This is a genomic window from Pseudomonas sp. B414, assembly GCF_055408445.1.
Map to the genome: position 1 here is coordinate 61,857 of NZ_JBUZTQ010000010.1, position 24,785 is coordinate 86,641.

The window sequence follows — 24,785 nt, forward strand, 5'->3', positions numbered from 1 at the left end:
TTCTCAAGGGAGGTGCACGGTCTGGTCTGGCTGAGCGGCCACCGCGAAGATAGCTGAGTTCGGCTCCAGCACTTTCAGGTGCCAGGTACCGAACTGCTCGCCGCTGTGCAGCAGCCGAACATCCATGAGCGAGCGACTGTCATGAGGTGCCACCGCCAGAAAACGCTCACCACCGCGGAACTCGACGCTCAACACTGAGAACGGTGGCGAGAGCGATACGGGCTTGGGGCGAGCGGTCTTTTTCGGTTTAGTCGCGGAAGGCGGCGGTGGGGGTGATGGCTGGGGCTTGTGCTCGTGGAACTGCTGCTCGACCTGTTCAAGGCTTGCGCGCAGCGCTGTCAGGTCTGCCGCGGTGGCGCGGGTTGCCAGACCGTCGCGCAGTTCCTGTATTTCTTGCGCCCATTGATCTAGCATCGGATCGAGGGTATTGGCCTGTTGCTCGCCGTTATCGACCATCTGCTTCAGGTCTTTTAGCGCGTACTGCAACTGCTCCTGTGCGTCCTTGAGGGCGTTTGAATCACGTTGCAGAGTGTCCAGGGTTTTTAGGTGTTGGGTGTTCGTACTCTGTAGCTCGGCCACACGTTTATACTGGTTATATAAAACCCCGCTCAGCCCGGCGGCCGCCAGACAAAGCAATCCAATAATGAAGGTTTGTAACGTCGAGGCTTTCATGGATGTGCCTCCGCCTGATGGTACGAGTTGGGTGTGACCCGCACGCTGCCGACATCAGCTTTCTGCTGTTCGAAGCAGACCGAACGGCCGACTTCATCGGCCGTGAGTTGCCAGGCGGGGCCAGCCAGCACTTGTAGCGCGCGGCGCAAAGGGATCGGGCCCAGCCGGTAATGGGCTGCGGGCAGGGGCCGGGTGAACAGCACCTTCACCGACGCAGTATCTGCGCAAAGCGCATAACCCGAACGCTGCAGCACGTAGTGCAGCGCCTCCTGTACCGAGGGGTTCAGGCTGGGCGGGATATTCACTTCAATGATTTGGGCAAGAAGATCGCGTTGTTCCTTGGTGGGCTCGGTGTTGACCAGCGTGTAGCGGCCATAACGAAGCTCTGCCGGATGGCATTCTTCGGCTATGCCCTTCGAGTGCTGGGGCCGATTGGAGCCACTGTCGATCTCTGGATTGGTCGGCAACGGGTTGGGGATTTGCGCGGTGCAGGCGCTCAACAAACCCAGCATGCAGACAGGCGTGAAAAAACGCTCCATGGAAGAAACCTCATGTCAGATTCAGTGCAGAACCTGACATGAGGTGAAGGAGCGATTCAGTGAGAAAGTTGATTCAAGGTGGGTCGTGTTAACGCTGAACACGTTGCTGTTCAACGAAAATGGCGAGCCCATCCAAGACGGCAGCGTCGGGGTCGAAGATCAAGAATCGCACATCCACCAATGCCGCCATATACAGTACGTTGACCAAGGCTTCCGGCGTACAGGCATCGAGTTGCTCCTGCCTCAGCGATGAGTAAGGACAGCCCTCGATTTTCTCCAGGTTATCGTCGGTCCAAGGCGTGCCAATCAGCTTACACCCGACGCCATTGCAGTCCGCCAGGGTAAAGGGTTCGAACAGCAGACCAGTTGGTTTGAAGTCGAAATTGCTAGCCCGGCGCTCCAAATAGCGCAATGCTTCTTCAGTGAGGTGTGCGGTACTGATCTCCCAGGTTCGACTGTAGTGTCCCGTCTCGAAGCTCAAGCAATGGATCATTGCTTGAGCATCTTCCCGGGAGTACAGATCGCCGACATGATGCCGCTCGTTAAGCATTTCGCCCATCACGGCGTAGATCACTTGGCGCACCAGTCCGGTTGATTGGAAGCGTTCATCCAACTCCTCCGGAATGGATTGGCCTTCGCTGATCAAGGCGAAATCGTCATTGAGCAGGCAGGGTAACAGTTGCAACTCATTGTCGGGCAGATGGGCTTGTGAGTCGTGCAGGGGTCGAAAGCAGGGAGGGCAGTCGTCTTCGTAAGTGATCAGTAGTCGACGTTCAATATGCAGGTTGTCGTAACCGCGAGAAAATGGGTTTGAGCCTTGCAGCAGGGCTGGGGTTTGGTTCATGAGGGTTCTCCAGAATGGAAATGAACAAGGCGCCCGTAGGCGCCTGTGAGGGTTAAAGCCAACCGTATTCGGCAAGGGAGAGAGGATGACCTTCTCCCACGATGAAGTGATCCAGTACGCGCACTTCGATTAAGGCTAAGGCCTCCTTCAGCCGTGCCGTCAGCACGCGATCCGCCTGGCTGGGTTCCGTGCACCCTGAGGGGTGGTTGTGAACAAAAATGGCGGCCGCAGCGTTATGCGCCAATGAGCGTTTAACGACCTGTCTGGGGTAAACGCTGGCCCCATCAATGCTGCCGTGAAACAGGACTTCGAACGCCAACACGCGGTGCTTTGCGTCGAGAAAGATCACACCGAAGACTTCATGCTCTTGTTGCGCAAGGTGCAGTTTTAGGTATGAGGCCACAGTATCAGGCGACGTCAGGTTAGGGCCGCGGGCGAACAGCCGACGATCCAGAATATGCAGCGCTTCGTCGATCACCTGGTTTTCTTGGACGATACGATCAGCTTCGAAATCCGAGGTTTCAATCAGTGTGAGTTGGGTGCTCATGGGGGTACCTCCGAAGGGAACAATCAGGGGTACACGCCCGAGGGGAGTGGTGTCCCCAAGGTGGATATAGAGTCGCGGGCCTTAGCAGATGGCGCGCTGTTTACAGCCGAGTGAATCGGTGGCGTTGACCGTGCAGGGGTGAACCACAACCGTCACAGGGAAATGGGGAAAAGGCTTTTATTCCCCAGCCGGCTTCGGGATCAAAGTCGGCACTGATGGGCATCAACCGAACCAGCCCACATTGCATCGCGGCGATGCGTTCCCCGGTTTCATCCGTCGTGTAGTAGAGCGATAACGTGCTGTAGTCCTCGTAAGCCGCCGCGAACAGGCAGTCGTCGCAAAGCCAGAAGGATTCCATGTGGGTTCTCCTGTGCTAATTGAAGAAAAGGCGCTCGAGGGAGCGCCTTGATGTGTACATCGTGGACTGTTCAGGCGGACTGAACGGTACGGGGGGCGTCACGGCGGGCCGTGCGGGGAGTGGGTTGAGATTCAGGTTCGACCTGAGCCTCTGTTGGGTTAGCGGTCTCCTCGGCGTCGACATCAGCCGACGTTAGAGAGGGTTCATTGATCGGCGCTTGCTCAGCAGGTGCTGTTGCTTCCTGCCTGGCGGGCGCTTTGTATTCGAACGTGCCGTTGACTTTGATCCAGTCGATGAACAGCAAACGACCTTTCAGGCTGGCGCCCGGTTGGCCTTGTTTAACGCCTTTCTCGTAGAGAAACGGATCGATCCACAGGTCGCCGATACGGAACGACAGCAAGACCTTTTTCTCGGCTTTGACGGCGTCCATATAGAGACGAATCAAGCGTTCAGCTTCACCCCCGGCGACTTTGCAGTCGAAACGGGTGTACTCCACCGCATCGGTTGCACCGTGTAGGGCTGCAATATCGCAGGCCATGAATGGCTGACCGCGGCGGACTTGTACTTCACGAACACGGTTGAGGTAACCGATACCGACGGTGTGCAGATTGAAGTAAGTGGTCGCTTCTTGGGATTGGTTGGCGTGGGCCATGGTGGTTCTCCTGTTTCATGGGAAAACGGCGACGCACAATCCCTGACGGGGATGTGAGCCCCCGTCAGGGTGGGTAGGTGAAGGCGAGCAATGTACAACTCGTCACCGGCAATCCGATGACGATCAGAACGATGCGTCCGGGGAATAGCGGTGAAGCAGAAGAGAATCCGCAGTAGTGGTCTGCGGATCTGGTGTAGTGGGCATTCATCACCGCCGAAGCGGTAACCGCGCGAGCTTCCGAACGCTGATCGCACTTGGGTAAACCACCACGAACGTGGCGTAGCCTTGAAGGTTCAAGCTACCTGGGCTGGGCTGTCGACGACAGCGAACCACGCCCTTTGTATAAGCCTGTAACAGGGGGGCGTCAAGACGCTGCAACCCGTTTTTTTAAGGCTGGAATACGGTGGCAGTCACTGGAATTAAGAAAATGAAAAAAATGAAGAGTGGGCCCGGCTGGGCGCCAGGCGAGGAAGAGAAAAGCCACCTTTGGCGGTCTTACGCAGTCGACAAGCTCCTCGCAAAACTTGGTTGAACTGCGCAATGATTCGCCAACCGACCCTTGTCGTGGCCTGGGTCGGAACATGCTGGCACGCATCCGCGCACAAAGGGTGCCCCCTTCTTTCCCCGGTGGGCTCCGGGACTGAATACGATCGCAGAAGCGGATGACCGCTATTGCCGGATAGAGGCAACAGTGGTCATCCGCCACCACAATCAGGTCGAGCAAAAAACGGGAATTAAATTCCGCAGAATAGGAGGCTCCGAACTCGAAGAGTTCGACCGAGCTGCCCGGAGCTAATCGGTCTTGGGTCGCCGTTGGCGGTGATCTGAAGCTACTACAGCAAAGAGGTCAACACGACGTCAAGTCTGTAGGAGCCCCTTCATAAGACGCTACGTTGAGCGCGATGAAAGAGGTCACTTACTGCCTAGATGTGCGGCTAATTGTTCGACGGTTGCCAAGATAAAGGCACGGTCGCTTTCTTTCAGTCCACTCAGCAGACCCGCAATCATCTGGCTCTGGTCATTGGGGCGATTACTCGATTCCGTCAGCAATTCATCCATGCGGCAATCGAAAATGTCCGCCAGTTGCATCAGTTTGACCACGGTAAGCTCCACTACTCCCCGTTCCAGGCGAGAGATGGCTTCGCTACCGATCCCTAAACGCTCAGCTACCTCTTCTTGGGTCAGATTACGTTCGCTGCGGTGCTTCGCGATCATGCGCCCGATTTGGGCTTGGGTAGGATGTTTATGTGCCAAGTGATGAGTTCTCCAGTTCAACCCGAATGGTTGAGCAAAGACCCGTTGACATGAACATCCCTAAGGGTTGAGTATCGACTCATTGGGTTGTTATAGTGACTGAAATAGCTGTGTACCGCGACGTGGTTTCTATTCCACCAGGAATCAGCGTCCAAGGTGGTCGGTGAGAATGAAAGCCTGATAGGGCCAAGCTGAGGGACGGTTGAGCATGGAAGACGAAAACAAGGACATGGATCTGATTTGGGATCGAACACTGGAGCTGTTCATCAAAATCCATGATTGCCCTGATAACCCCGAACACTTCGACAGCCTTGTTCATTGGCTCAACGAAAGTCCTGCTCATCTGAAAGCGTTCAACGAACTCGGGCAGATATGGATTTCTATTGGCATCGCCTTGGCCCGAGAAAACGGACAACCTTTGATCGATTTGGAGCGGGCTCAGGCGCCGCTGATAATGCACTGAACAGTGCAACCCCCAACATCATGACGAATTCAACTGAACGGTCATTGACGCTGCGTCTCTTTTCTTATAGGCGTCGTGCCCTTGCAGTTCGGGTACTGCGAGCATGACCAGAACGGACCAGATTTTCCCTTACGCTTGATCATTGATGCATTGCAAATGGGGCAGGTCGGCCCGGCTTTGATCGGTATCGACAAGGTGAGCGATCCACAGTGTTCGACCAATTGCGCAATCCAGTTCGCCTGCTTGGCGACGAATGCATCCAAGGTCAGGCGTCCCGCTTCGATCTCCTCCAGAGCTTGTTCCCAAACGGCGGTCATACCTGGATCTGCGACGGCGGCTGGTACCGCCTCGATCAGTGTATGGGCAGCAGCGGAGGCCATTAAGGCACGTTTTTTCTTCAGCAGATAACCGCGATCAATCAACCCCTTGATGATGCCGGCTCGGGTGGCTTCGGTACCGATACCGGTGGTGTCCCGAAGTTTCTGTTTAAGTCGTGGGTCGGTGACCAGCTTGGCGACGTTTTTCATGGCCTTGATCAGATCACCCTCGGTGAAAGGTTTGGGAGCGGTGGTACGCAAGGGCTCGAGTTCGACGTCGTCCACTGCGCACTGTGTACCCTGTTGTAAAACCGGTAAGACTTGGGACTTGTGATTGGGCTCATCCTCCTCGGTGTTTTCGCAGAGTAAGCCTTTCCAGCCCTGGACCAGGATCTGTTTGCCAACAGCGATCAAACGTTCTTCGCCACACTCCAGCTCGACCTGGGTTCGATCAAACTCATGGTGCGGCAGAAATTGCACGAGGTAGTGGCTACGAATCAGTTCGTAGACTTGGCGTTCTTGTTCAGACATCCGCGCCAGGTTTGCCGGCTCGGTGGTGGGAATGATGCCGTGGTGCGCGGTGACCTTGGCATCGCTCCACACGCGGGAGCGCAATGATCGATCGAGGCTCCCGAATGCAGGTCTGAGTGCCGGATCCGTTTCGAGCAGGGCGTCGAGCACTGCGGGCGCCTCGTTGAACATACTCTCTGGCAAATAGCGGCAATCGCTGCGCGGGTAGGTGGTGGCTTTGTGAGTTTCATACAGGGCTTGGGCGATATTAAGGGTTTCCTGGACGCCGAGCCCCAGCTTACGCGAGCAGACTTCCTGCAATGTGCTCAGGTCGAAGGGCAGGGGTGGTGCTTCGCGGGAATGTTCAGTCTGCAACGAGAGCACCGTGGCGGACTTACCATGGGTGATTGTTTGGACCGCCTGATGGGCAAGTGCCTGCTGCAGGCAGCGGCCCGTCTCATCCCTTCCCGAGTGTGGCGGTAACCACGATGCGATGAATCGATGGCCCATTGACGATAGGTGCACTTCAACGCACCAGTAAGGTACCGGGACGAAGCTGGCAATCTCACGATCCCGATCGACTACCAAACGTAAGGTGGGTGTCTGGACGCGCCCCACTGACAATACGCCGTCGTAGCCTGCCCGCCGACCAAGAAGGGTAAACAGACGACTTAGGTTCATGCCGATCAGCCAGTCGGCGCGGCTGCGGGCGAGGGCTGAGAGATAAAGCGGGTAGGTCTCCTGACCAGACTTCAGCGAGGAGAGGGCTTTGCGAATCGACGCCTCGTTGAGGGCGGACAACCAGAGGCGCTGAACGAAGCCTCGATACTTGCAGAGCTCCAACAACTCGCGGGCAATCATTTCACCTTCGCGGTCGGCGTCGGTTGCGATGACGACGGTGGTGGCTTCAGTGAGCAGGCGCTTGATGACTTTGAATTGTGCCGCGGTCTTGGGTTTGACCTTGACCTGCCACTGCACGGGAATGATCGGTAGATCATCCAACGACCAACTCTTGAATTGCTCGCCATAGGCTTGAGGCGATGCTGTCTCCAGTAGGTGGCCGATACACCAGGTGACAGTTATCTCGGGGCCGATCAGGCAGCCATCACCACGCCGGTTGGCTCCGAGAACCTTGGCGATGTCACGACCTTGGGAAGGTTTTTCGCAGAGGAAGAGGTACATATAACTACTCCGGATTGAGTTCGGAGCAGCGTTGTTCGAGGTAGCAGGGGCGAGATATGAGAAACCTGAATGGCAGGTTCCTCATATTAGTCGGTGAGGGCGGGATGGACCGAGGCTGGTACCCCGTTGTAGCGTGGACGACAGGGTCGGTCTTCACGAGCAGTGAGTAAAAGTAGACCAGCAACTTCGCGCAAAGGCGCAATTTCCATGCCTGAAAGTCTGTCAGTCCGTAGGTGGCTGCCCTCTGCGCTTTCTGGGTTTCGACGCAGGTGAACTGGCCTGTTCTGTACTTTTCCCGACGTGTGTCGCAGATACCGCCGGTTCACTGGATCGTTCGCGCATGACCACGCTGTGCACCCGGTGAGGCAGGATGCCGACTCGACGGGCCTCGATCTTGAAGGTGACCCGCGCATTGTCTTCGCTGTCCTCCCACTCATCACGTACGGTGCGGCCTTCGACCAGCACACGCATGCCTTTCTGGTACAGTGTGCTCCAGTGTTCAGCCTCACGGTGCCATAGCTCAACCGGCGCCCAATAGCCGCCTCGATCTTCATAGCTGCCCTCGCGTGGCACAGGGTTGTCGAAGTACACATTCAGCCGCAGCAAACGCCGTGGCTCGTCATTGCCTGATGGAAATTCCTGGAACTCTGGCGCACTGCCGATATTGCCTTCGCCGACAAAAAAAGTACTCATCGTGATATCTCCACTGCGGTTGTGAACTGGCGCAATAACCGTTCGGCACTGGCCATTTTGATCGCGCAGGTCGAGGCCTGGCGGTAGAGCGAATGCACCACGCTCATCTGCAGGTTCAGTGCAATGCGATCGCATTCGAAACGGTGCAATCTCTCGCGTACGGCCTGCGGCAGGGCGTTGTTGCAGATCTGGCGTTCCCAGACCGCAACCCCCATACGGGCGAAGTCACGGGTGCGCCAACGCAAAAAGGTGCTGCCTGCGCTGGTGTTCTGCAGCACTAAACGAATGTCCAGCAGCGAGTAAGGGGGCTGTCCGGCTTGCTGCACCACAGCCTCCATTAGGTGACATAACTGCGCCTCGATTTCCCTCGCCAGCTGCGCCAAGTGCTCCAACTCCCCCTTACCCTTAAAAGGTTTTAAAAGGCCTTTTAGGGAGGCTGCGTGTTCGAGCTGTCGATAGGCATCCGGTGTTAACGCTTCGAAGGGCATTGGTTGAGCCGGGATCATCCGATTCATGCTTCGTCCTCCGGCACAATCACTGTCGCAGACGACACTCCGACGTCCTCTGCCAGCGCGTCGGCGTCATGCACTGCCACAGCACCACGGCGAGTGATTGGCGGCGCGAACTGGGAGCGGCGATGACCCTCCAGGATGTCCATTGGGGGCAAACCCATCTTCTCGATGGCCGCAATGGCTCGGGCGTTGTTCGCCGCCATATCATCGCGTGTGACGCCGGCATGCCGATAGCGCTGGGCCTGGCCGAATAGGCTGCGCAACAGATGGGCGCCGTCGTCGATCCAGGCTTCCATGTCGATGCGGCCGATCAAGGCGGTGTGATGGGCCAATAGAGTCTGGCGTACCAGGGTGTCGTAGTCGGTCAGCAGGTAGACCGCGAGAAAGCCCAGCTGGCTGCCGATGTACAACGGCAAGGTGACGGGGTGGATGTTGAGGTTGTCGCCCATGTCGATCTGTGTCGGCAGGTCCTGCCTGATTCGGTCCAGCTGTCGGGTCAATTCCAGCATCCCAGCCTTGGCCTGCATCAGCTTTTCTTCGAGTTGCACCATGGCCCAGTCGGCATAGGGGTCGTCTTGGGCCGCGGTTTGTTTGATTAGGTTGGTGACGCTGATGTAGCCGGCCATGCCCATGATCGAGTGGACGCCTTCGCGTGCGGTTCGACCCTGCCAGATACGGGCGGCATGGTGAGTGTGCAGGGTCAGGGTGATGCTGCTGCGCAATGAACCCAGATTGAGTTGATAGTGATCGGCCACGGTGTTGTCCTCGCATTCGCTTGGACGGGAACGTTGCGACAGATGAGGGGCAAGGGCAGCCAAAAAGCTGAATGCGGTCTGTTCGGTTTGGTTTAAGGGGCTAACTATGAAGACCTCAGTGGATTTGATGCCACTGGCATCAAATCTACTGGCGTCCACCCCGTTTGCCGCGCAGTTGGCGCAGCTCATTCAGGCACGCTTGAGCAAGGGCAGACACGGGTTCGCCCTGTTTTCGAATCGGGCGCAAGGGTGGTTGTGCAGGCGGTTCTGCAATGGGTGGCGGTTCGGCCTGACCTGCCCAAGGATGAAAGTCACCTTTCAGCGCGCGCTGGATCAGGCCCATCAGATACGCCGCTGGCTTGCGGATTCCACCGGCCGCACAGCGTGCCCCCGCTTCGTTGAGCACCGCCTGCCGATCCGCTGGTTTGAGCTTGTTCAGCGCCACGGCGACGGCCTGACGCTCGCTTGGGCTCAGGTGCAGCGCAGCGGGCCAGTGCAGGTTATCCACCGTCGGAGTCGCGCGCGGTACTGTACAAATACTTTCTTTTAATACAGTACAGGCGGCGTTCGGATTCCGAACAGTGCCGGAAACACTGGCGTTCAGCCCCGGTTCGGAATCCGAACGAGGGCCTGCACGATTCCGAACGAGGGCATCTTCCCCCCGTCCGGAATCGAGCAGAGCGGTACCGGTTGCCGGATCCAATCCTTGCTGCGTCCAAATTTCGCCCCAGCTGTCGAGCCGTGTCGGTAATCGACCCTGATCGATATCGGTGTCCTGGCGGATTTCTTCCACAATGTTCTGCGCGACAATGCGCACCGCCTTGGTCGCATGACCGAGGGCATGTCCGACCATCGCCAGGTAATCCTGATCCAGTTCGATGGCTTCGGCGGGGGTTAACGGCTCATCGTGCAGAACGTACAGCGAACCTTGAAGACGTCCGCTGAGCTGATCGCGTCCGCGACTCACCAAACTCAGCCAACGCGTCAACCTGAGCATCGTCAACACCCGAGCAATGGTTTCCCGGGAGGCTGACGCACCGTAGGGCACGCTTGACAGGTAAGGCTGCAAATCCTCATAGCGCGGCGTGACCACGCCCTGGCCTTGCAGCATGAGTCGGAACACTTGCCAGGCATTCCGTTCCAATGGCGTCAATCGACTATCCAACAGCAGCCGACGTGGCACGACTTCGTGAGATTGGCCGCTGAACAGAAAGCCCGCCTGCAGAGCCGGGTTGGAGGGGTGTTCAGTGGTGGGGCGTGCGGGCCAGCGTTCACTCAGCTGCTGGGTGCATTGTTGCAGGACACGCTGCCAGCGACTGGAAGGGGCAGTATTCATGTGTTGTTGCTGTACTGGTCAATCTGCTGCCACACGATGGTCAAGCTGATCTGTTGCTCCTCCGCCAGCATCATCATGGCGTCGAGCTGATCCTCGGTACCGTCCTGAGCCCGCAGTTGGCACCAACGCTGCCATAGCGCGTGTTCCTGGGTTTCGCTCAAATGCTGAGGGCGGCCCTTACGGGTTTCTATCTTGAGCAGGCGTCGACGCAGGGCGGTTTCCGAATGCGCCAGGCCGAAGCACTGATACATGATGGTGCTGCTGGCGCCAAGCTTGAGCGCTCGATTGATCAAGCGCTCGTTCTGCTCGTCGCGCTCGGCTTGTTCGATCAATCGATGCAGCACCGGCGAGTCGATCTTGACCTCTACCCAAGGTACGGTGGCATGGGCCAAACGCGACAGCGTGGTGGGTGGTAAAGATTGCAGCAGGTAGATGTCGTCTTCACTCAGCCCGAGCGCCTTACAGCGTTGCAGGTTACCCAGGCGCAGCTCATGCAGTACCTGAGTCAGCATGGCCTGGTTGAGCACATTGAAGGACAGGTTCATGGCAGTTCCTTCGGTGAGTCATCTTCAGGGGTAAGTGTTAAGTCGATCAGGCGACGGGCCAGGCGGATCAGGCGATATAATTTGATTAACAGACTATCAGGTAGTCGTTCGAGGCCTACGTCCATGACGGGACGGTCTGGTAGCGAAAGTTGATAGATCCCCAGCAACAACTGGCCGAATAGCGCTGACGGCAGTTGCTTACGATCTTCCCAGTTCACGTCGTCTTGAGCGCGCAACAGGGCCAGGAGCAGCAGGTGAACGCCGGCCGCGCGAGGCGTGGCAAGATCAACCCGTTCGATGTCTAGAGCGAAGCCCAAGCCATGCTTCTGATCGATAATGCTCTCAGGATGTCCGGCATAGGCCGCCATTTCCCGAGCCAGCCCGGCAATGGCTAAACGCAGTTGTTCGGGGGTATCGAGTGCTGGTGCGATGATCCAGATGTCGTCGATCGTGCAGGTTTCGACGGTGGGCGCTGCATCGGTGGAAGTCTCGCGGTCAATCTGTTCACGAATCTTTTGAACGCGTGACGGAGGGTTGGCCGCTGAGACGACATCCATTTCAGGCGGTTCTGGCAGTTTCTCGCCCCGTGGTTCGATCAGACTCTCGGTTGACTTGGGACCGGGCTTGGAGGAACGCGGTCCTGTCTCGGCTTCATCAATACCCGGCGGAACACTGTTCTCCGAAGGTTTGGTGACTACAAAGCCAGGTGTAGGAGTGACGCGTTGGGTATCGGTCAGCTCTAAGGCCAACATACGGTAGGACTGTCCGAGTAAACCGCTCATGCGTTCGAGCAGTTCATCCTGGATCTGCTCAAGATCGAAGGATTCGGGATCGGCATCGAAGATGACCAAGGTGCCGAGCCAAAACTCGGCGAACGAAACGGTGACGGGCGGGTAACGGTTCCAGGTTCGTTCTGCCTGGCTACGCAGAGCGATCAGGCGTTCGATCTGAGGCTTACCCAATCCGGCATATAGTGTTTGCGGAATGGCGGGCAGCAAGTGTTCAAGGGTGTCCAACATTCGGCTGATATGCGACTGCGAAATGGGATAGCCGCCAGCGGCAAGACGTCGTGCCAGCTCACGTTGAGAGAGCACAGCTCCCTCTGGTTCGAGCATGGTTTTGAGTTTGGCCACGGCCAGCGCACGTTCGATAAAGGTGAGCTGACCATGCAGATCGCTTTCGGCCAAATGGCCGAGCAGGGCGGTGAGTTCATCGGTCCAGGGGCGGAACAAGCAGTGAATGCGAAAGAACCGCTCCTCGCGGGTTTCCTGCCACAGTTCGCCGAGAATCGCCAAGCGTGTATTGCCTCCGTTACGGATTATGAAATAAGACTCTCCCGGACGGCGGGTAATCGGCGGTGGTTGATCCAGCCCGCGCTCACGGATCGAGGCTTTGATATCGTCATACAGAGGATTACGGATGAAACGCGGGTTGTGTTCGTAGGGCCGCAACTGCTCCAGCGTGACCAACATAGGCGTGTCAGCAAGTGGATCGGACAGCCGCTCCAGTTCCGGCCCTCGAGGGAAATGCTCCTGGTGCAGCTTGTCGGTGATCTCTTCCTGACTGAGCTTCTTCATCGGAACAACCTCAGTTAACGCCGGTTACGCAAATGGTCACCGACCTCGAATTTTACGATCTCGGCAGTTCCCGAACCTTCGAAATGTCGGGAGAGCTCTTCGAGGAGCCAACCCATGGCCGAGCGCCCACCCCGCAGGCGAAACACCACAGTGCAGTACTCCTCGCGGGGTGGGTGCTGTGGGCGAGTGGATGGTTGAGCGATGATGGGAAGCTGATCCAACATCAAAAGACTCCTTGCCAAACGCTGTTGGCATCAATGTCGATAAAAAATGACTTGGCGAGAAATGCCGGCTTGGTATTTCGTCTTATTAAATCTCCGCGCATCCGTTCACCCTAGAGATCGCCTCGCGCCATTCCGGAAACAATTCGATAGCTAGCGATTGCATGGTTTGATGCGCGGATGGAGAGCGTTTTTGATGTGACCGACGCTTCTCGATTCGATGGGCCGGTAACCCAAGAGAAGCAGCGTTGAGATACGCCACTCGGTCAGGAACTATGTTATCTAGTACAGAGATGTTATTAACCTTAGCGAAGCTTTCACGCAGGCCACGGATGATCATTCGGCTGTCTACCCGATTGGCGTTCACTTGGTTAAGTAGTAGCCGCAAGGCTGGCGGTGAAACGCCCAGGTGACTAAACGGTTCGAGCTCACTGAGCAGCTTCAAGGTACCGCGGCGCAGTTCGCGGGCCGCGAGCATTTCCGGAGTGATGGGAGAGAGGGCGAGGTCAGAGGCCAGTAAGGCCATCTCCAGTAGGACGCTGCGTGCGCCCTGTGTATCGATCAACAGCAGGTCATAATGGGGGCGCAATGTGTATAGCAGATTGCGCAGCCGCAGCCGCCCATCTGGGGCATGTAGTAACAATGAGCTCAGTCGGCCTTGATCATCGTTGGATAGGATCAGGTCAAGTCCTACAATCACTGTCTTGGAAATAAACTGCGCAGGGGTTGTTAAGTTGAGCGCGATGAACTCGTACGCACCCACATCAGCCTTCTGACTCAAGGCGTAATAGCTGGAGAGGGTGGGTTGGCTATCCAGATCGAGTAGCAGAACGCGGAGACCCGCATCTGCCAATAGACCGCCAAGGTTGGCAGCTATTGTGGTTTTGCCCACCCCACCTTTGGTGGAGACCACCGAAATCACACGCATTGCATCAGGCCTGCGTATCTAAGCGTTCTACGACCCACTGCTCAATCTCCAGCGAGTCCCAGCCGACAGCACGCATCCCAATGCGTTTAGCCTGAGGAAATTTACCTTCCTTCATCAAGTTGTAGATGTGGGCACGCTTGAAACCGGTTTTACGCTCCACCTCGTCGCGCCGCATGATATGACGTTCGATTTGTTTTGGTGGCGGAGCAACGATGGGGGAGGATTGATGGGACATGGTGGTCACTCCTAGAGCCAGATGGCGTTGGGTGGGAAGTGACCTGGATTCAATACCAGAAAATGCTATCGGTCATTGCAATGCAACGTCGATGATTGCAATGCAATCCTCATGTTTTGGCTTGGGCGAGACTACGTTTTGCGGCTGCAAATTTCTCATCCAACGATCGCTTGCTCAGCCCTGGTACTCCGTCGTAATAAGCGGTTATGGAGTCGACGATCGAAGCCTGACTATCGAATATGGAATGCTTTCTTCCTGTTGAAGACGATCCCAGTATGGTGTTTACCAGCGCTCCAATGACATTCAGGTAGCTCGCTTTACTTTGGTTACTGATCTGCTCTTTGTTTTCGGCAAACATGCGCAGATTTTCGCGCTCCAGCCCAGCTGCTTTTAGCTCATCGATCAGCATTTGGAGATGCTTTTTGGTTGCCTTTAACTGCACCCGCAAGGCGTCCCGATCTGCTTGTAAAATCAAGTAGGTGCTGTAATGGATCGCAACCTGATCGGCTGCAACTGGGCTGAAAAGGAAGGTGGGCCGCTGATCTGGATGGTAGTGAAACATCCACCGCTTTAAGTCCGAATGCCTGACGGTCAGTAGTTTAATATCAACGGGAGTGCCTGGTGCAACCGTAGTTCCCAGAGCTCCGTAAGGTAGTTCGTGGTTTCGAATGGCATCCAGAATTTTTTCTATTTTTATGTGCAAGCAGGGCCATTGTGGAAAGGAATGGATAATCCGGCCTGGGGTCTCCCATTCTGATTCCAGAATCTGAGCCTCATAAGCAATTAAATCGCACCAGCGTATCGCTGCTTCGATGGGACTATAGAACAGCTTTTCGATCGAGCCGAAGCTATTGAGGTCGTACATAAAGGTCGCCTTGTTATCAAAGGGCAGACCCGCTAGGTATTGTCTAAAGATCCAACACTTGACCTAGGCTTCCATGCGGTTGCTGTCCTATTTCCCTGATAGGTTGCAATTTCTGTGGTCCTGATGCTGTTTTTCAGGTGGTTTTGTGGGGCACTGTTCGAAGATTGCCAGGCCGTTCCCTCACAGGGCGGTTTGGACGTCACAAAGCAACACGAACGATTGATACGATACCCGTAATTATTTTTTCACCCGTCAGTAGTCCGTTGTACCGGCTGAAGCACTCATCAACGCCATCCAACGTCATGACAATTATCGAGGCGCTGATTCAGGTGCCGACCTTGTTCGATGTCCAATATCTCGGAGACCATGAGGCCGCACAAAAAACCTTGTATTTGATGATATGTGTTTACCATTCCCGCATGATGTAGGGTTTCCCAGCGATATGCTTCGACCTGAGGCCGCAAAAGGGGCAGCTCTTCTCTAGCGTCCACCAACCGGCACAAGTCATCAAAGAACTGATTGGTGGCCGCGATGGTGGCTACGCCTTGTAGGGGCTCAAGCATGAATCGACCTCCTTCCCGTTGATACCTGACCCAGAGCGGAAAACTGACGAACATGGGGGATTCGCGCTGTCTAGAGTCAAGCCGTGATCTGCTGAAGTTTATCACCCTAATCACTATGCATTTTGGCGTCGCCCTGTCTCTGCCGCGAAGGTCTTTTACTCAAATAGGAAGCAGGGAATTCATAGTAGGTCGCACATTGGCTTTCGAACACATGAGCTTTCCGCTACCAATCGACTCAAACGAATGCTGCTATTTTGAGGCACAGCCCAGCAGGGTTAGTGAATGGCTGTGTAGACAGTATTAGCGGTCGATGAGGTTAAGTTAAGATTCTTCTTCTGATCGATAGCTAGCGTCTTGAAATCAACGATCCAGTACTAAAGTTGCCGGCAGGTCTTGGCAGCCGAGGCCTAAGGCGACAGCTGCAGGAGAAAAACGCCATAGCCCCAAAGGAGAAAATGCTTATGGCGGAGAGCCATCAGACCTCAAAGTAGGATCAACCCAATTTAAGCAAGTGGCATCTAAAACGAATTTCGCGCTGTGTCTGCCTATAGGCTGTCACTTGATTATCAAGATTGTATGAAGGATCTATCAATTTTTTATTGAGGGCTGGATATTCAGAGACTTGGGCGATGAATGGCTCATCGGCGTGCAGTAAAAGCTTCGAATGATGGCTTTTGGCCCAGAAAGCCTGAACCTGATGGCTGCCCATGGTTTCGCTAGCTGGCTGCTTGAGGCGACTCAGGTCTTGAGCATAGTGTGCCCGTCTTATCGGCCCGGCTCTATCGTTGATCAGCACTCTGAGTCTGAGAGTTCGTGGCGCAAGCACAGTCCTTCGCCAAGCAACCGCAACGTTTAACATGTGTACGCAGTTGGCTATTGCTTATTTTTTAAATCAATTGGCTGGTGATTTTGGCGAAGTTTTAGTTTCTAGTAAATCAACATCTTGACGAAATATTGAAAAAAGCTCGACCGTTTATTAAAAAACCCGAGCTAATTTTAGAGGCCATGATCATAAAAATATAGGTGTTGTGATGGCCCAAACGTCCAAGTTCGAGCGCTCGCTTATCATAAGCAAGCTTGAGTTGTATGCCGAACGGCTTGCCGAGCTAGCGTATGATCTTAAATGTTCTGGCCAACCCGACAATGCGGCCGAGTTTATGGCCCAGGTGGAGCAGTTGATCAATGTCATTGATCGCCTTATGGCGATAGATAACGATTAGTCGTGTGCGTCCGTCTAACCCACCTTGCGTGATTACACTCGGTCTACCTGAAAGATTTCGCCTCCAATAGCAGTTGAGTACTATAAGGGGTCGCCGATGCTGCCAGCCGCTCGCTCCGTAAAGGAAAGGGGAGAGCATGTTTTTACGAACCATATCGAATTTCTCTTGATGAAAGAGGTTTGGCAAGGCGAGCACCAAATGTCTCCATTTCAAGAGAAATAATGTCTTCAATCTAGAAGCCAAACGGATGGCCAAGGGCCTGTGTGCTTCGTTAGGGACGCGCAATTAACGCAATTAAGAAGTGTCGCCCACCGTTGCACTCGAACTGGTCGCACAGCAGTTGGGTTATAAGGGCTGGAAGGTAGCATCAGCGATGCTTCCGGATGAAAATCCTGACCCCGCTGTTACATTTGACAAATCGACTCCCGTATTGCGAATTTTTGACGAAACTAAGGCCCGCGAGTTATATGTTGATTTTCTGGGCTTCAGCGTCGAGTTTGATCACCGATTCGAAGCGAATCTACCGTTGTATTCAGGGGGCAACAGAAACAGTTTATAGCTCCACTTGTCCGAACAGCAGGGTGATGCCTGTCCAGGATCGACAATATTTATTCCGATGCAAAATATCGAAATTCTACGCAATGAGTTACTTGGCAAACGGTACGGATTTGGTCATCCGGATATTGTTCAGCAGGGAGGGGGGCAGGTTCTGGAGGTTTATGACCCTTTCGGTAATCGGATACGATTCTGCCAAAGTTGATTCGAGCGCCATATCGATCTGATTCGTCTCGGATCCTATAGCTAGCGGAATAGCGCTCACCTAAAACCACCTGCGTGGTTAGGTGGCGCCCACCGATTTGACAACAATTGGCCAATTTCACTCGCTCGCTGCATCGGTAGACGGGGGGAGAAAGACCTTCAAATTTTGCGTCCCAGAATCCATGGTCGAATATGGTTCTCGCGCCAATTATTATCAGTGGGTTGGCCCGCTGCGTATTACCCACATCAGGGACCTTTCCAGCAAATAAGAGAATTCCCTGCTAAGAGTGCTTCATCATGCCTCGGTCTCTGGTCGCCGAAGGGCGCGCCTCAACAAATAACCAGGACGCCTACAAAGAAATGCACCAGGCCCGTATTCACCTCTGCGCTAAAGTGGTGTGAAGAGTTTCCGATCAGTTGCACTAGGGATGGCGTTTCGCCGGAGCATTGCTTCCAATGGGTCCCATCCATGCACTCCTTCGTTGCTGGGCCTCCCTGTGATACATCGGTCTCATCAAAAAATCGACGCGACCGATGCCCGGCTCCGCCTATCACGCATCCAAGAGAACGCATATTGGGGGGGCGCTTGCGATTCAGCGCTTCCGCCTTAGACGTTCTGTTCCTTTTCCTTGTTGGTAATCCGCTCCCCGATGGCGCCCGCGAAAAGCAGGTCATACAACACCGGGATCAACCCTAATGTAACTAAGGTGCCGAGCGCCAAACCGCCAATTAGCGTGATCGCCATGCCTGTCCACAAAGGACCGGCAAACATCATCAACGGGATCAGTCCGACAATGCAGGTCAGTTTGGTCATCAAGATTGGCCGTAGCCGTTCTACTGCTGCCGTCAGTACAGCATCGTGACGGGATTGGCCTTCGGCGACACCCACCTCGATTCGCTCAAGCAGCAGGACCGCGTTGTTCACAATTATCCCTGCCAAGGATAGCAATCCAAATGTGGCCATAAATCCAAACGGATAGCCGGTCACCACCAATGCCAGTGCGGCGCCAATAAGTACAAATGGGATGCTGGCAACGATGATCAGCAGTTTTCGGAACGAGTTGAATTGCCAGACGAACAGTAACAACATCGACAATACGGCAACTGGCATATATTGCACTAACGACTCATTGGCCTCTGCGGACTCCTCCATTTCCCCGCCGATTTCAATATGATATCCAGGTGGCAGTTTAAACTCTGCCACCTTAGGCGCAATCTGCGCGACTAGGGTCGCCGCCGTCAGCCCGGGATTACGGCCTGAGATGGTAATGGTCCGATTTAAATTCCGACGCTGAATCGCAGAGGGCTCTGAACTAAGCGTCACTTGCGCGATAGCCGCCAGCGGAACCGGCGAGCCGTTCGCTTGCGGATAGATCAATGTGCTACCCACGTCTTCAGCTTGGTCACGCTCAGTCATCGACCCACGTAGCATGATTGGCACCGTCGTGTCATCGTCATGGATCTGAGACACCTGTGCGCCTGAGTACCGAGTCTGTAGCGCTTGAGCGACATCGGCGCTGGTCACGCCCGCGCGTCGGGCGCGCACTTGGTCAACCACCACTTCGTAACGTGAGATTCGAGCATCCCAATCGTCCTGCACGTTGACCGTGCCTGGCAGGCCATGCAAAGCCTTAGCTATATGGTCGGCCGCTGCACGTAATACGGTCTCGTCCGGTCCGCTGACGCGATAGACCGCCTTTCCAGATTCGGTGGTGCCAAGGGAAAATCGTTTTGGCTCAGCACGCACTTGCGGGTAGGTCTCAAGCATATGATTGCGCACGCGCGCGATCACCGCATCCATGTCGCTCCCTTGGCGCACACTGATGGTGAAGTAACCGGCGTTCGTGGCAGGCAGCGGTGGATTCAATCCCAGTACGATGCGTGGGCCACCGTCTGAGACGTAGCCGATGCTGTCGACAACTTCCGGATTTACCTGGTCATTCGCTAGCCAGTTGCTGATCTCCTTGACGGTCTGCAGTGTCTGACGAGAATCGCTACCCGGTTCAAGCGTCAATGGCATCTGAAATTGCAGCCGATCTGACTCAGGCAAAAAACTGTAGGGGAGGGACGCGAGTACGGCGACAGCTCCAGTCAGCATCAACAGCATCATGGCAATGAACATCAGTTTATGGAGCATGAGCGCTTGGATAACACGGCGATAGCCCCGATACAGTTTTGAATCGTAGGCGGCCTCCTTATTGCCCGCTGGGGCATGAGCCTTGGCAAAGTAAAGGCATAACAAGGGGGTTACCGTCAGGCTCAATACCCATGATCCCAGCAGCGTTACGGCGAGCACGATCGGAAGTGATCTCAAGTACTCGTTTGTGCTGGTCTGGCCAAGGAAAAAAGGTGAAAACGCCAACACAATAACCAACGATGAAGTCAACAGTGGAATGGCTAGCGTGCGCCCCGCCTCTATGCAGGCGGAGCGTCTCTCCTCTCCGGCCTGAAGACGTCGTTCGATGTCTTCGGCAATCACTATGCCATTATCCACCAGAAGTCCCAGTGCGATGATGATCGCTGCGATGGACACCGTTTGAAGTTCGACCTTCAGCGCGCTCATGACAATCAGTGAGCCGAGAATGGTCAGCGGCACGATTGCCCCCACCACAAGCCCAGTGCGCCAGCCCAGAAACAACATCACCACCGCCATCACAATAATGACTGTCTCGGCCATCACGCTGTTCATCTTGCCCATTTCGCGCTCAACCACGTCGGCCTGGAAGGTCACGATATGTTGGGCAAAACCGGCCGGCAGTTGCTTGGCGATTTCGTTCAATCGTTGGCGTAATTGAAGGCCGAAAGCGGCGATGTTCTGGCCGGATGCCATCGAAACGGCAAGTACCACGGCCGGTTGTCCTTCATAAATTGCCGCCGTTTCCGGCGGGTCGGCTGGCATCAAGCGAATGTCTGCCAATTCACCCAACGCCACAATTGTTGTGTCATTTCCCCTCGGGACGGAGATTAGAAATCGACGCAGGTCGTCCAGAGTTCGCATCTCTCCGGTAGTCATCACGGTGAAAGCCGATCCGGAAACAGAGGGCAGTCCGCCAGGCGTCACAACGTTTTGAGTACGCAGTTGCTCCAGTACAGCGTTGGGACCCAGCCCGAGGCCAGCAAGGCGCTGGCGGTCAAATTCGAGGTAGATGCGTTCTTCTTGTAAACCGTATATAGAGACACGTTCAACGCCTGGTAAAGCGTAGAGCTGCTCACGAGTATTTTTAAGTTGCTCGCGTATTTCGCTCATACTAAAACCGGGCGCGGTGACTGCGACGGACGCTACGGCCACGCGGCCGAAATCATCATCGACAAACGGCCCGAGGCTGCCCTGCGGGTATCCTGCAGCTGCCTCGTTCGCCTTAGCGCGTACACGCTGCCACAGCGCGCTAAGGTCTTTGACCTGATCGTAGGCCGTGATCTGAATCATTGCGCTTCCGGGGCGCACGGTTGTGATGATCTTTTTGATGCCCGCCAGTTCACGTAACTTTTCTTCGGTCGGTCTGGCTAGCAAATTTTCTATGCGCTCTGCCGGCATACCCGGAAAGTAAATTGCAACAAGCGCGTCACGAATGGTGATCGTTGGCTCCTCTTGGGAGGGGAACCGCAGGAACGTTAGTACGCCGCCTATCAAAATCAGAAGTGCGGTAAATAAGGTCAGGCGGCTGGCGCCGAGTGCGCTTCGCGTCAGGTTCATAAGGCTTTGTCTCGGCCAATGTGTGTGGCGGGTTGATACAGACGTACCTCCTGACCATCAACCAGGAATGCGGCGCCTGCGACCACGACGGTTTCGCCGACGGCAAGGCCGTCATGTACAAGTACTCGACCGTTTTCCACCGTTTCTGGGGTGACCTCGCGACGGCTGACTTTTGCGGTCCCTGAGTCATACACAAAGACACTCGCTTGTTTGCTCTGTGTTTGTGGGATAAGTGCTGTCACCGGTACAGAGGGCGATCGTGCTTGCGCTGTTGGCAATGTAATTAGTACTGCCTCGCCGCTGCGCAGCTCGCTGTTAGCATCGACGGGACGAAAGATGGCTTGTACCAGCGCGCCATTTTCCAGGCGACTGGATAGGCTTTCCAATCGGATGGAGACGATTCGCGTGGGGTTTGCATTTGTATAGGCTGACGCGACATCCCCAGGCTTAAGTTTAGTGACCAATGCCGCGGGAAGCATTCCGACGACTTCAGCCTTCTCGGCGCCCTCAATCTGAAGCACGCTTTGTCCCGCTGTCACGTCTACGAAGGGCTGAACTGAACGAGCGACGATGCGTCCATTAAATGGCGACACAATGGCGCTGGTGCGCACGGCTCGACTGGCCATTGCTTCTGTTGCCTTTGCGCTGTCCAACTGCTCGTTGGCGCTCAGGTAGGCTGCACGAGCAGCAGCGAGCGTAGCGGGTGAGATCACGCGATCATCAAACAATGCTTGTTGCTGGCGAAAATTCAGCTCTCGTTCAGCTTTTTGCGCTTTTGCAGCGCTCACATCCGCACGGGCCTGTTGTAGTTTGAGTTGTGCCGGCTCTGGATCCAGCCGTGCGAGTGTTTGTCCGCGCCGAACCGTATCGCCGACATCCACGGCAATGGAAGCTATACGGCCTGAACCTTCAAAGCTCAGATCAGCGCGTTGTTCAATCCGGACCCGACCCGTAATAGGGAGGCGATTGCCATCGCTATCCCGCACGGTTTCAACCTTCACCGAACGAGGCGGGGGTTGTGGGGGCGGTGTTGAACGACCGCACCCAGCAATTAGACTTAACATCATTATTAAAGGTACAAGAGGCGCACGAGGGGCATGGATCACGACATGTATTCCCGATATTTATAGTTGAGCGGCTGCCGTCTAGCAGGGTCAGAACGTATAACTGATGGAGGTAACGGCGCTCACAGCTCCTTTGCGTTCGATCAGAGGGCTGTCCTCAACTTTTCCGCCCAATTCCGATGCGGTTACCAGCACATACGTTGACCAGTTTTCGTCAAATTTATGAGTCCAGTTCGCGTTCAGAGCGTACTGATTCAGGCCGCCCCCAGGGGTAAATGCGGTAAACCTCGATTGCTGAGATTGCTGACCAGTTACGCCGAAATAGGCCTGGTTGTAGCGATGATCGGCAGCTCGGACGTCAAGCCCAAGCACAATGATGTCTCTGGACTGGTTCAATACCGTCGCTTCTAGCCCGGCGCGATAGCGTGTTCCCCTTTCTCCACCATCCAGCGCAAATTCGGCTTCGCCATTGACCGAGAGCCATGGCGTCACTTGCTGACTTAGATACAGAATACTGGTTGCTGTGCTGTTGACTTCGCCCATGCCTGAGAGTCGGTTAGACCCAGGCCTGAAGTCGTTATTGCGATCATCCCTGCCAGCGTCGTAGAAAAATGACTGACTGATGTAGAAGCCGGAAGACGACTGCCACTGCAAGCCTAACCCTCGGTAGGTATCAACAAAAAAAATGCCGCGGCTTAGCGAGAGCACCGGAACCGGCACACTCCGGTAATCCTTTGAGCCCATGTAGCGGGGCCCACCGGCAACACCTACACCGATGCTAGCTTGAGTTTCGCCACCAAAGATGCTGTCGGTAATTGAGGGCGTTTCAGCCTGCACTTGAAGCGCCAACGGCAAGGACATGACCGAACCGTAGAATATGTGGGCAGCAGAGCGTCTTAATGCGTGCGCAGAAAGTTTTTTCATGATTTTTTTCCTAACGTTGCTGGAGCGTTCATGGTTACGCCATAGAAGGCGTGGAAAAGGGCGATACGATTAAGGGCTAAGTCCCGTTGCGCGAAAATACCGTCGATGCGGGTTTGGTGGAGCCGAAGGCGTGCCGACAATAGCCGCGGTTGGTCCTCCCATCCCGCTTCGAAGCGCGCAGTCGCTCGCCGAACACGTTCATCCTCTGTGATCCCCAGTCCACGCTCGCTACGTACTCGTTCAATCAGCGCGGTGCGGGCAATGAGCGCATCGGATACTTCTCGGAACGCTGATTGCACGGTTCTTTCGTAGTCGGCCACTGCCGCTTCTTTACGTAGCTGTGCCAGATCGAGATTGGCGCTGTTACGGCCATGATTGAAAATGGGCAGCGTGATTTGAGGAATGAAGGTCCAAACGCGGCCACCTGAATCGAACAGGTTTCCCAGACCATCGCTGGCAGTACCCAATGAGGTACTCAACGTAATTGATGGAAAGAACGCGGCTCTGGCTGCGCCGATGTCAGCATTGGAGGCCCGCAGTTGCTCCTCCGCCTGAAGGATGTCGGGACGTTCCAGCAGTACCTCAGAGTGCAACGAATTCATCCAGTCGAGCGACTCATTGGGATTGGCCAACTCCTCGACCTTTCCCGCGGGGGGCGCGCCGGCGTAGCCAGTCAGCAACTGCAGCGCATTTCGTGCGCCAGCCGCGTCGGTTTGAGCCTGCTGCATGCTTGCGTGTGAGTGTTCGGTGTCGCTGCGTTGCAGGTTCACTTCATCTTCAGATAACGTCCCAACGTCTCGTTGGCGTTCGGCGAGATTGAGTAGGGTCAGCGTATCGAGATATGCGTTTCGCAGTTGTTGTGCTTGAGCCGCAGCTGCGCGATCAATGACATAAGCACGTAGAACTTCTGAAATCAGAGCACCGCGAAACGCGCGTTGTCCTTGAGCGCTGGCCAGATACCGATGCCTGGATGCGTCGGAAAGGCTGCGAACCCGGCCGAAGAAATCCAGCTCGAAATCCGATGTACCAATGGTCGCAGCACTCAATTTCTGTCCGTAGCGCGCATCGAGGCTGGGATCATCGAATTTCTGACGGAAGCGTTGGACTGAGGCACTCACGCTGGGAAGCTGTTGTGCGCGATCAATGCGATTTAGCGCGCGTGCTTGTTCGACCTGGAGCGTTGCGACTTTAAAGTCACGATTGTTAGCCAAAGCACGTTCGACGAGCGGGACGAGATCATCGCTTGTCGAAAACGCCTTAAGAAAAAGGCGTTCCTGCGTAGAGAGCGGTTCCGATCTTCCTTCCGAAACCTTCGAGGTGGGAACCGTCGAAGTATCAAATTTTGCAGGAATCGATGCTTCAGGTCGCTGGTACGTTGGTGCCAGTGAACAAGCAGATAGACTGATGACTACGGGGAGCAGAACCCCGAATACCAGCGTCCCACTGCGTCGGAAGAAACTGGTCTGATTCTCTGTTGGTAAGAAAGTAGCCATCAACTCAACCATTCGCTGTTATCTTGGAAACAGATGGTTGCATATGACTTTCAAGAATCGTTG

Annotated in this window: 25 protein-coding genes and 1 pseudogene; 3 read left to right on the forward strand and 23 right to left on the reverse strand. The window is 55.2% G+C overall.

What is annotated here, in order from left to right:
- Positions 1 to 3: 3 nt before the first annotated feature.
- The 7 genes from ACZRMH_RS11105 to ACZRMH_RS11135 all read right to left on the reverse strand — a co-directional run bounded on the left by ACZRMH_RS11105 (position 4) and on the right by ACZRMH_RS11135 (position 4,866).
- Positions 4 to 672: a chemotaxis protein gene (locus tag ACZRMH_RS11105; protein WP_102879514.1), complete on the reverse strand. Its 669-nt coding sequence runs from the start codon at positions 670 to 672 to the stop codon at positions 4 to 6.
- Positions 669 to 1,211, reverse strand: coding sequence for a PFGI-1 class ICE element type IV pilus protein PilL2 (pilL2, locus tag ACZRMH_RS11110; RefSeq protein ID WP_102879513.1), 543 nt, complete (start codon positions 1,209 to 1,211; stop codon positions 669 to 671). Before pilL2 ends, ACZRMH_RS11105 begins: the two co-directional genes overlap by 4 nt.
- Before the next feature lie 88 nt (positions 1,212 to 1,299).
- Entirely contained in the window at positions 1,300 to 2,055 is a 756-nt protein-coding gene (locus ACZRMH_RS11115; RefSeq protein ID WP_102879512.1) for a DUF5983 family protein, read from the reverse strand.
- 52 nt (positions 2,056 to 2,107) lie between these two features.
- Positions 2,108 to 2,602, reverse strand: coding sequence for a RadC family protein (radC, locus tag ACZRMH_RS11120; RefSeq protein ID WP_102879511.1), 495 nt, complete (start codon positions 2,600 to 2,602; stop codon positions 2,108 to 2,110).
- A 100-nt stretch (positions 2,603 to 2,702) separates the two neighbouring features.
- Positions 2,703 to 2,960 (reverse strand): hypothetical protein, encoded by a 258-nt coding sequence (locus ACZRMH_RS11125; RefSeq protein ID WP_102879510.1) that lies wholly within the window; start codon positions 2,958 to 2,960, stop codon positions 2,703 to 2,705.
- Between the two features lie 70 nt (positions 2,961 to 3,030).
- On the reverse strand, positions 3,031 to 3,612 hold the full coding sequence (locus tag ACZRMH_RS11130) for an STY4534 family ICE replication protein (RefSeq protein WP_102879509.1): 582 nt from the start codon (positions 3,610 to 3,612) through the stop codon (positions 3,031 to 3,033).
- Positions 3,613 to 4,524: 912 nt separating this feature from the next.
- Positions 4,525 to 4,866: a helix-turn-helix domain-containing protein gene (locus ACZRMH_RS11135; protein ID WP_102879508.1), complete on the reverse strand. Its 342-nt coding sequence runs from the start codon at positions 4,864 to 4,866 to the stop codon at positions 4,525 to 4,527.
- 208 nt (positions 4,867 to 5,074) lie between these two features.
- Between ACZRMH_RS11135 and ACZRMH_RS11140 the strand changes: the two genes are divergently transcribed.
- Positions 5,075 to 5,329 (forward strand): hypothetical protein, encoded by a 255-nt coding sequence (locus ACZRMH_RS11140; RefSeq protein WP_102879507.1) that lies wholly within the window; start codon positions 5,075 to 5,077, stop codon positions 5,327 to 5,329.
- 41 nt (positions 5,330 to 5,370) lie between these two features.
- Here ACZRMH_RS11140 and ACZRMH_RS11145 read toward each other — a convergent pair whose 3' ends face one another.
- The 12 genes from ACZRMH_RS11145 to ACZRMH_RS11200 form a co-directional block, all read right to left on the reverse strand.
- A complete protein-coding gene (locus tag ACZRMH_RS11145; protein ID WP_102879506.1) occupies positions 5,371 to 7,338 on the reverse strand; it encodes a DNA topoisomerase III in 1,968 nt (655 codons plus the stop codon).
- Positions 7,339 to 7,560: 222 nt separating this feature from the next.
- Positions 7,561 to 8,031, reverse strand: coding sequence for a single-stranded DNA-binding protein (locus tag ACZRMH_RS11150; protein ID WP_102879505.1), 471 nt, complete (start codon positions 8,029 to 8,031; stop codon positions 7,561 to 7,563).
- The gene (locus ACZRMH_RS11155; protein ID WP_102879504.1) at positions 8,028 to 8,546 is read right to left on the reverse strand and encodes a DUF3158 family protein; all 519 of its coding nucleotides are present in this window, start codon (positions 8,544 to 8,546) and stop codon (positions 8,028 to 8,030) included. Before ACZRMH_RS11155 ends, ACZRMH_RS11150 begins: the two co-directional genes overlap by 4 nt.
- Positions 8,543 to 9,298, reverse strand: a complete 756-nt coding sequence (locus tag ACZRMH_RS11160; protein ID WP_102879503.1) for a PFL_4669 family integrating conjugative element protein — start codon at positions 9,296 to 9,298, stop codon at positions 8,543 to 8,545. Before ACZRMH_RS11160 ends, ACZRMH_RS11155 begins: the two co-directional genes overlap by 4 nt.
- A gap of 145 nt (positions 9,299 to 9,443) precedes the next feature.
- Positions 9,444 to 10,634 (reverse strand): STY4528 family pathogenicity island replication protein, encoded by a 1,191-nt coding sequence (locus tag ACZRMH_RS11165; protein ID WP_102879502.1) that lies wholly within the window; start codon positions 10,632 to 10,634, stop codon positions 9,444 to 9,446.
- The gene (locus ACZRMH_RS11170; protein ID WP_102879501.1) at positions 10,631 to 11,179 is read right to left on the reverse strand and encodes a DUF2857 domain-containing protein; all 549 of its coding nucleotides are present in this window, start codon (positions 11,177 to 11,179) and stop codon (positions 10,631 to 10,633) included. The genes ACZRMH_RS11165 and ACZRMH_RS11170 overlap by 4 nt, the downstream gene beginning before the upstream one ends.
- Positions 11,176 to 12,756, reverse strand: coding sequence for a ParB family protein (locus ACZRMH_RS11175; protein ID WP_102879500.1), 1,581 nt, complete (start codon positions 12,754 to 12,756; stop codon positions 11,176 to 11,178). The genes ACZRMH_RS11170 and ACZRMH_RS11175 overlap by 4 nt, the downstream gene beginning before the upstream one ends.
- A 14-nt stretch (positions 12,757 to 12,770) precedes the next feature.
- Complete coding sequence (locus tag ACZRMH_RS11180; RefSeq protein WP_102879499.1) at positions 12,771 to 12,980, reverse strand: hypothetical protein; 210 nt, start codon at positions 12,978 to 12,980, stop codon at positions 12,771 to 12,773.
- A gap of 85 nt (positions 12,981 to 13,065) precedes the next feature.
- On the reverse strand, positions 13,066 to 13,905 hold the full coding sequence (locus ACZRMH_RS11185; protein WP_102879498.1) for a ParA family protein: 840 nt from the start codon (positions 13,903 to 13,905) through the stop codon (positions 13,066 to 13,068).
- A gap of 4 nt (positions 13,906 to 13,909) precedes the next feature.
- Entirely contained in the window at positions 13,910 to 14,140 is a 231-nt protein-coding gene (locus ACZRMH_RS11190; RefSeq protein ID WP_102879497.1) for an AlpA family transcriptional regulator, read from the reverse strand.
- 109 nt (positions 14,141 to 14,249) lie between these two features.
- A complete protein-coding gene (locus tag ACZRMH_RS11195; protein WP_169905052.1) occupies positions 14,250 to 15,005 on the reverse strand; it encodes a hypothetical protein in 756 nt (251 codons plus the stop codon).
- 284 nt (positions 15,006 to 15,289) lie between these two features.
- Entirely contained in the window at positions 15,290 to 15,568 is a 279-nt protein-coding gene (locus ACZRMH_RS11200; RefSeq protein WP_102879496.1) for a hypothetical protein, read from the reverse strand.
- A 1,031-nt stretch (positions 15,569 to 16,599) separates the two neighbouring features.
- On the opposite strand from ACZRMH_RS11200, the gene ACZRMH_RS11205 reads away from it, so the two are divergent.
- On the forward strand, positions 16,600 to 16,788 hold the full coding sequence (locus tag ACZRMH_RS11205; RefSeq protein WP_102879495.1) for a hypothetical protein: 189 nt from the start codon (positions 16,600 to 16,602) through the stop codon (positions 16,786 to 16,788).
- 301 nt (positions 16,789 to 17,089) lie between these two features.
- Positions 17,090 to 17,548 (forward strand): annotated as a pseudogene (locus ACZRMH_RS11210) (glyoxalase superfamily protein); the annotation flags it as partial.
- Positions 17,549 to 18,154: 606 nt separating this feature from the next.
- Here ACZRMH_RS11210 and ACZRMH_RS11215 read toward each other — a convergent pair.
- The 4 genes from ACZRMH_RS11215 to ACZRMH_RS11230 all read right to left on the reverse strand — a co-directional run bounded on the left by ACZRMH_RS11215 (position 18,155) and on the right by ACZRMH_RS11230 (position 24,734).
- Positions 18,155 to 21,241: an efflux RND transporter permease subunit gene (locus ACZRMH_RS11215; RefSeq protein ID WP_102879494.1), complete on the reverse strand. Its 3,087-nt coding sequence runs from the start codon at positions 21,239 to 21,241 to the stop codon at positions 18,155 to 18,157.
- Entirely contained in the window at positions 21,238 to 22,242 is a 1,005-nt protein-coding gene (locus tag ACZRMH_RS11220) for an efflux RND transporter periplasmic adaptor subunit (RefSeq protein WP_169905047.1), read from the reverse strand. Before ACZRMH_RS11220 ends, ACZRMH_RS11215 begins: the two co-directional genes overlap by 4 nt.
- Positions 22,243 to 22,395: 153 nt before the next feature.
- On the reverse strand, positions 22,396 to 23,229 hold the full coding sequence (locus tag ACZRMH_RS11225) for a MipA/OmpV family protein (protein WP_102879492.1): 834 nt from the start codon (positions 23,227 to 23,229) through the stop codon (positions 22,396 to 22,398).
- Positions 23,226 to 24,734: an efflux transporter outer membrane subunit gene (locus tag ACZRMH_RS11230; protein WP_197880421.1), complete on the reverse strand. Its 1,509-nt coding sequence runs from the start codon at positions 24,732 to 24,734 to the stop codon at positions 23,226 to 23,228. Before ACZRMH_RS11230 ends, ACZRMH_RS11225 begins: the two co-directional genes overlap by 4 nt.
- Positions 24,735 to 24,785: the final 51 nt, after the last annotated feature.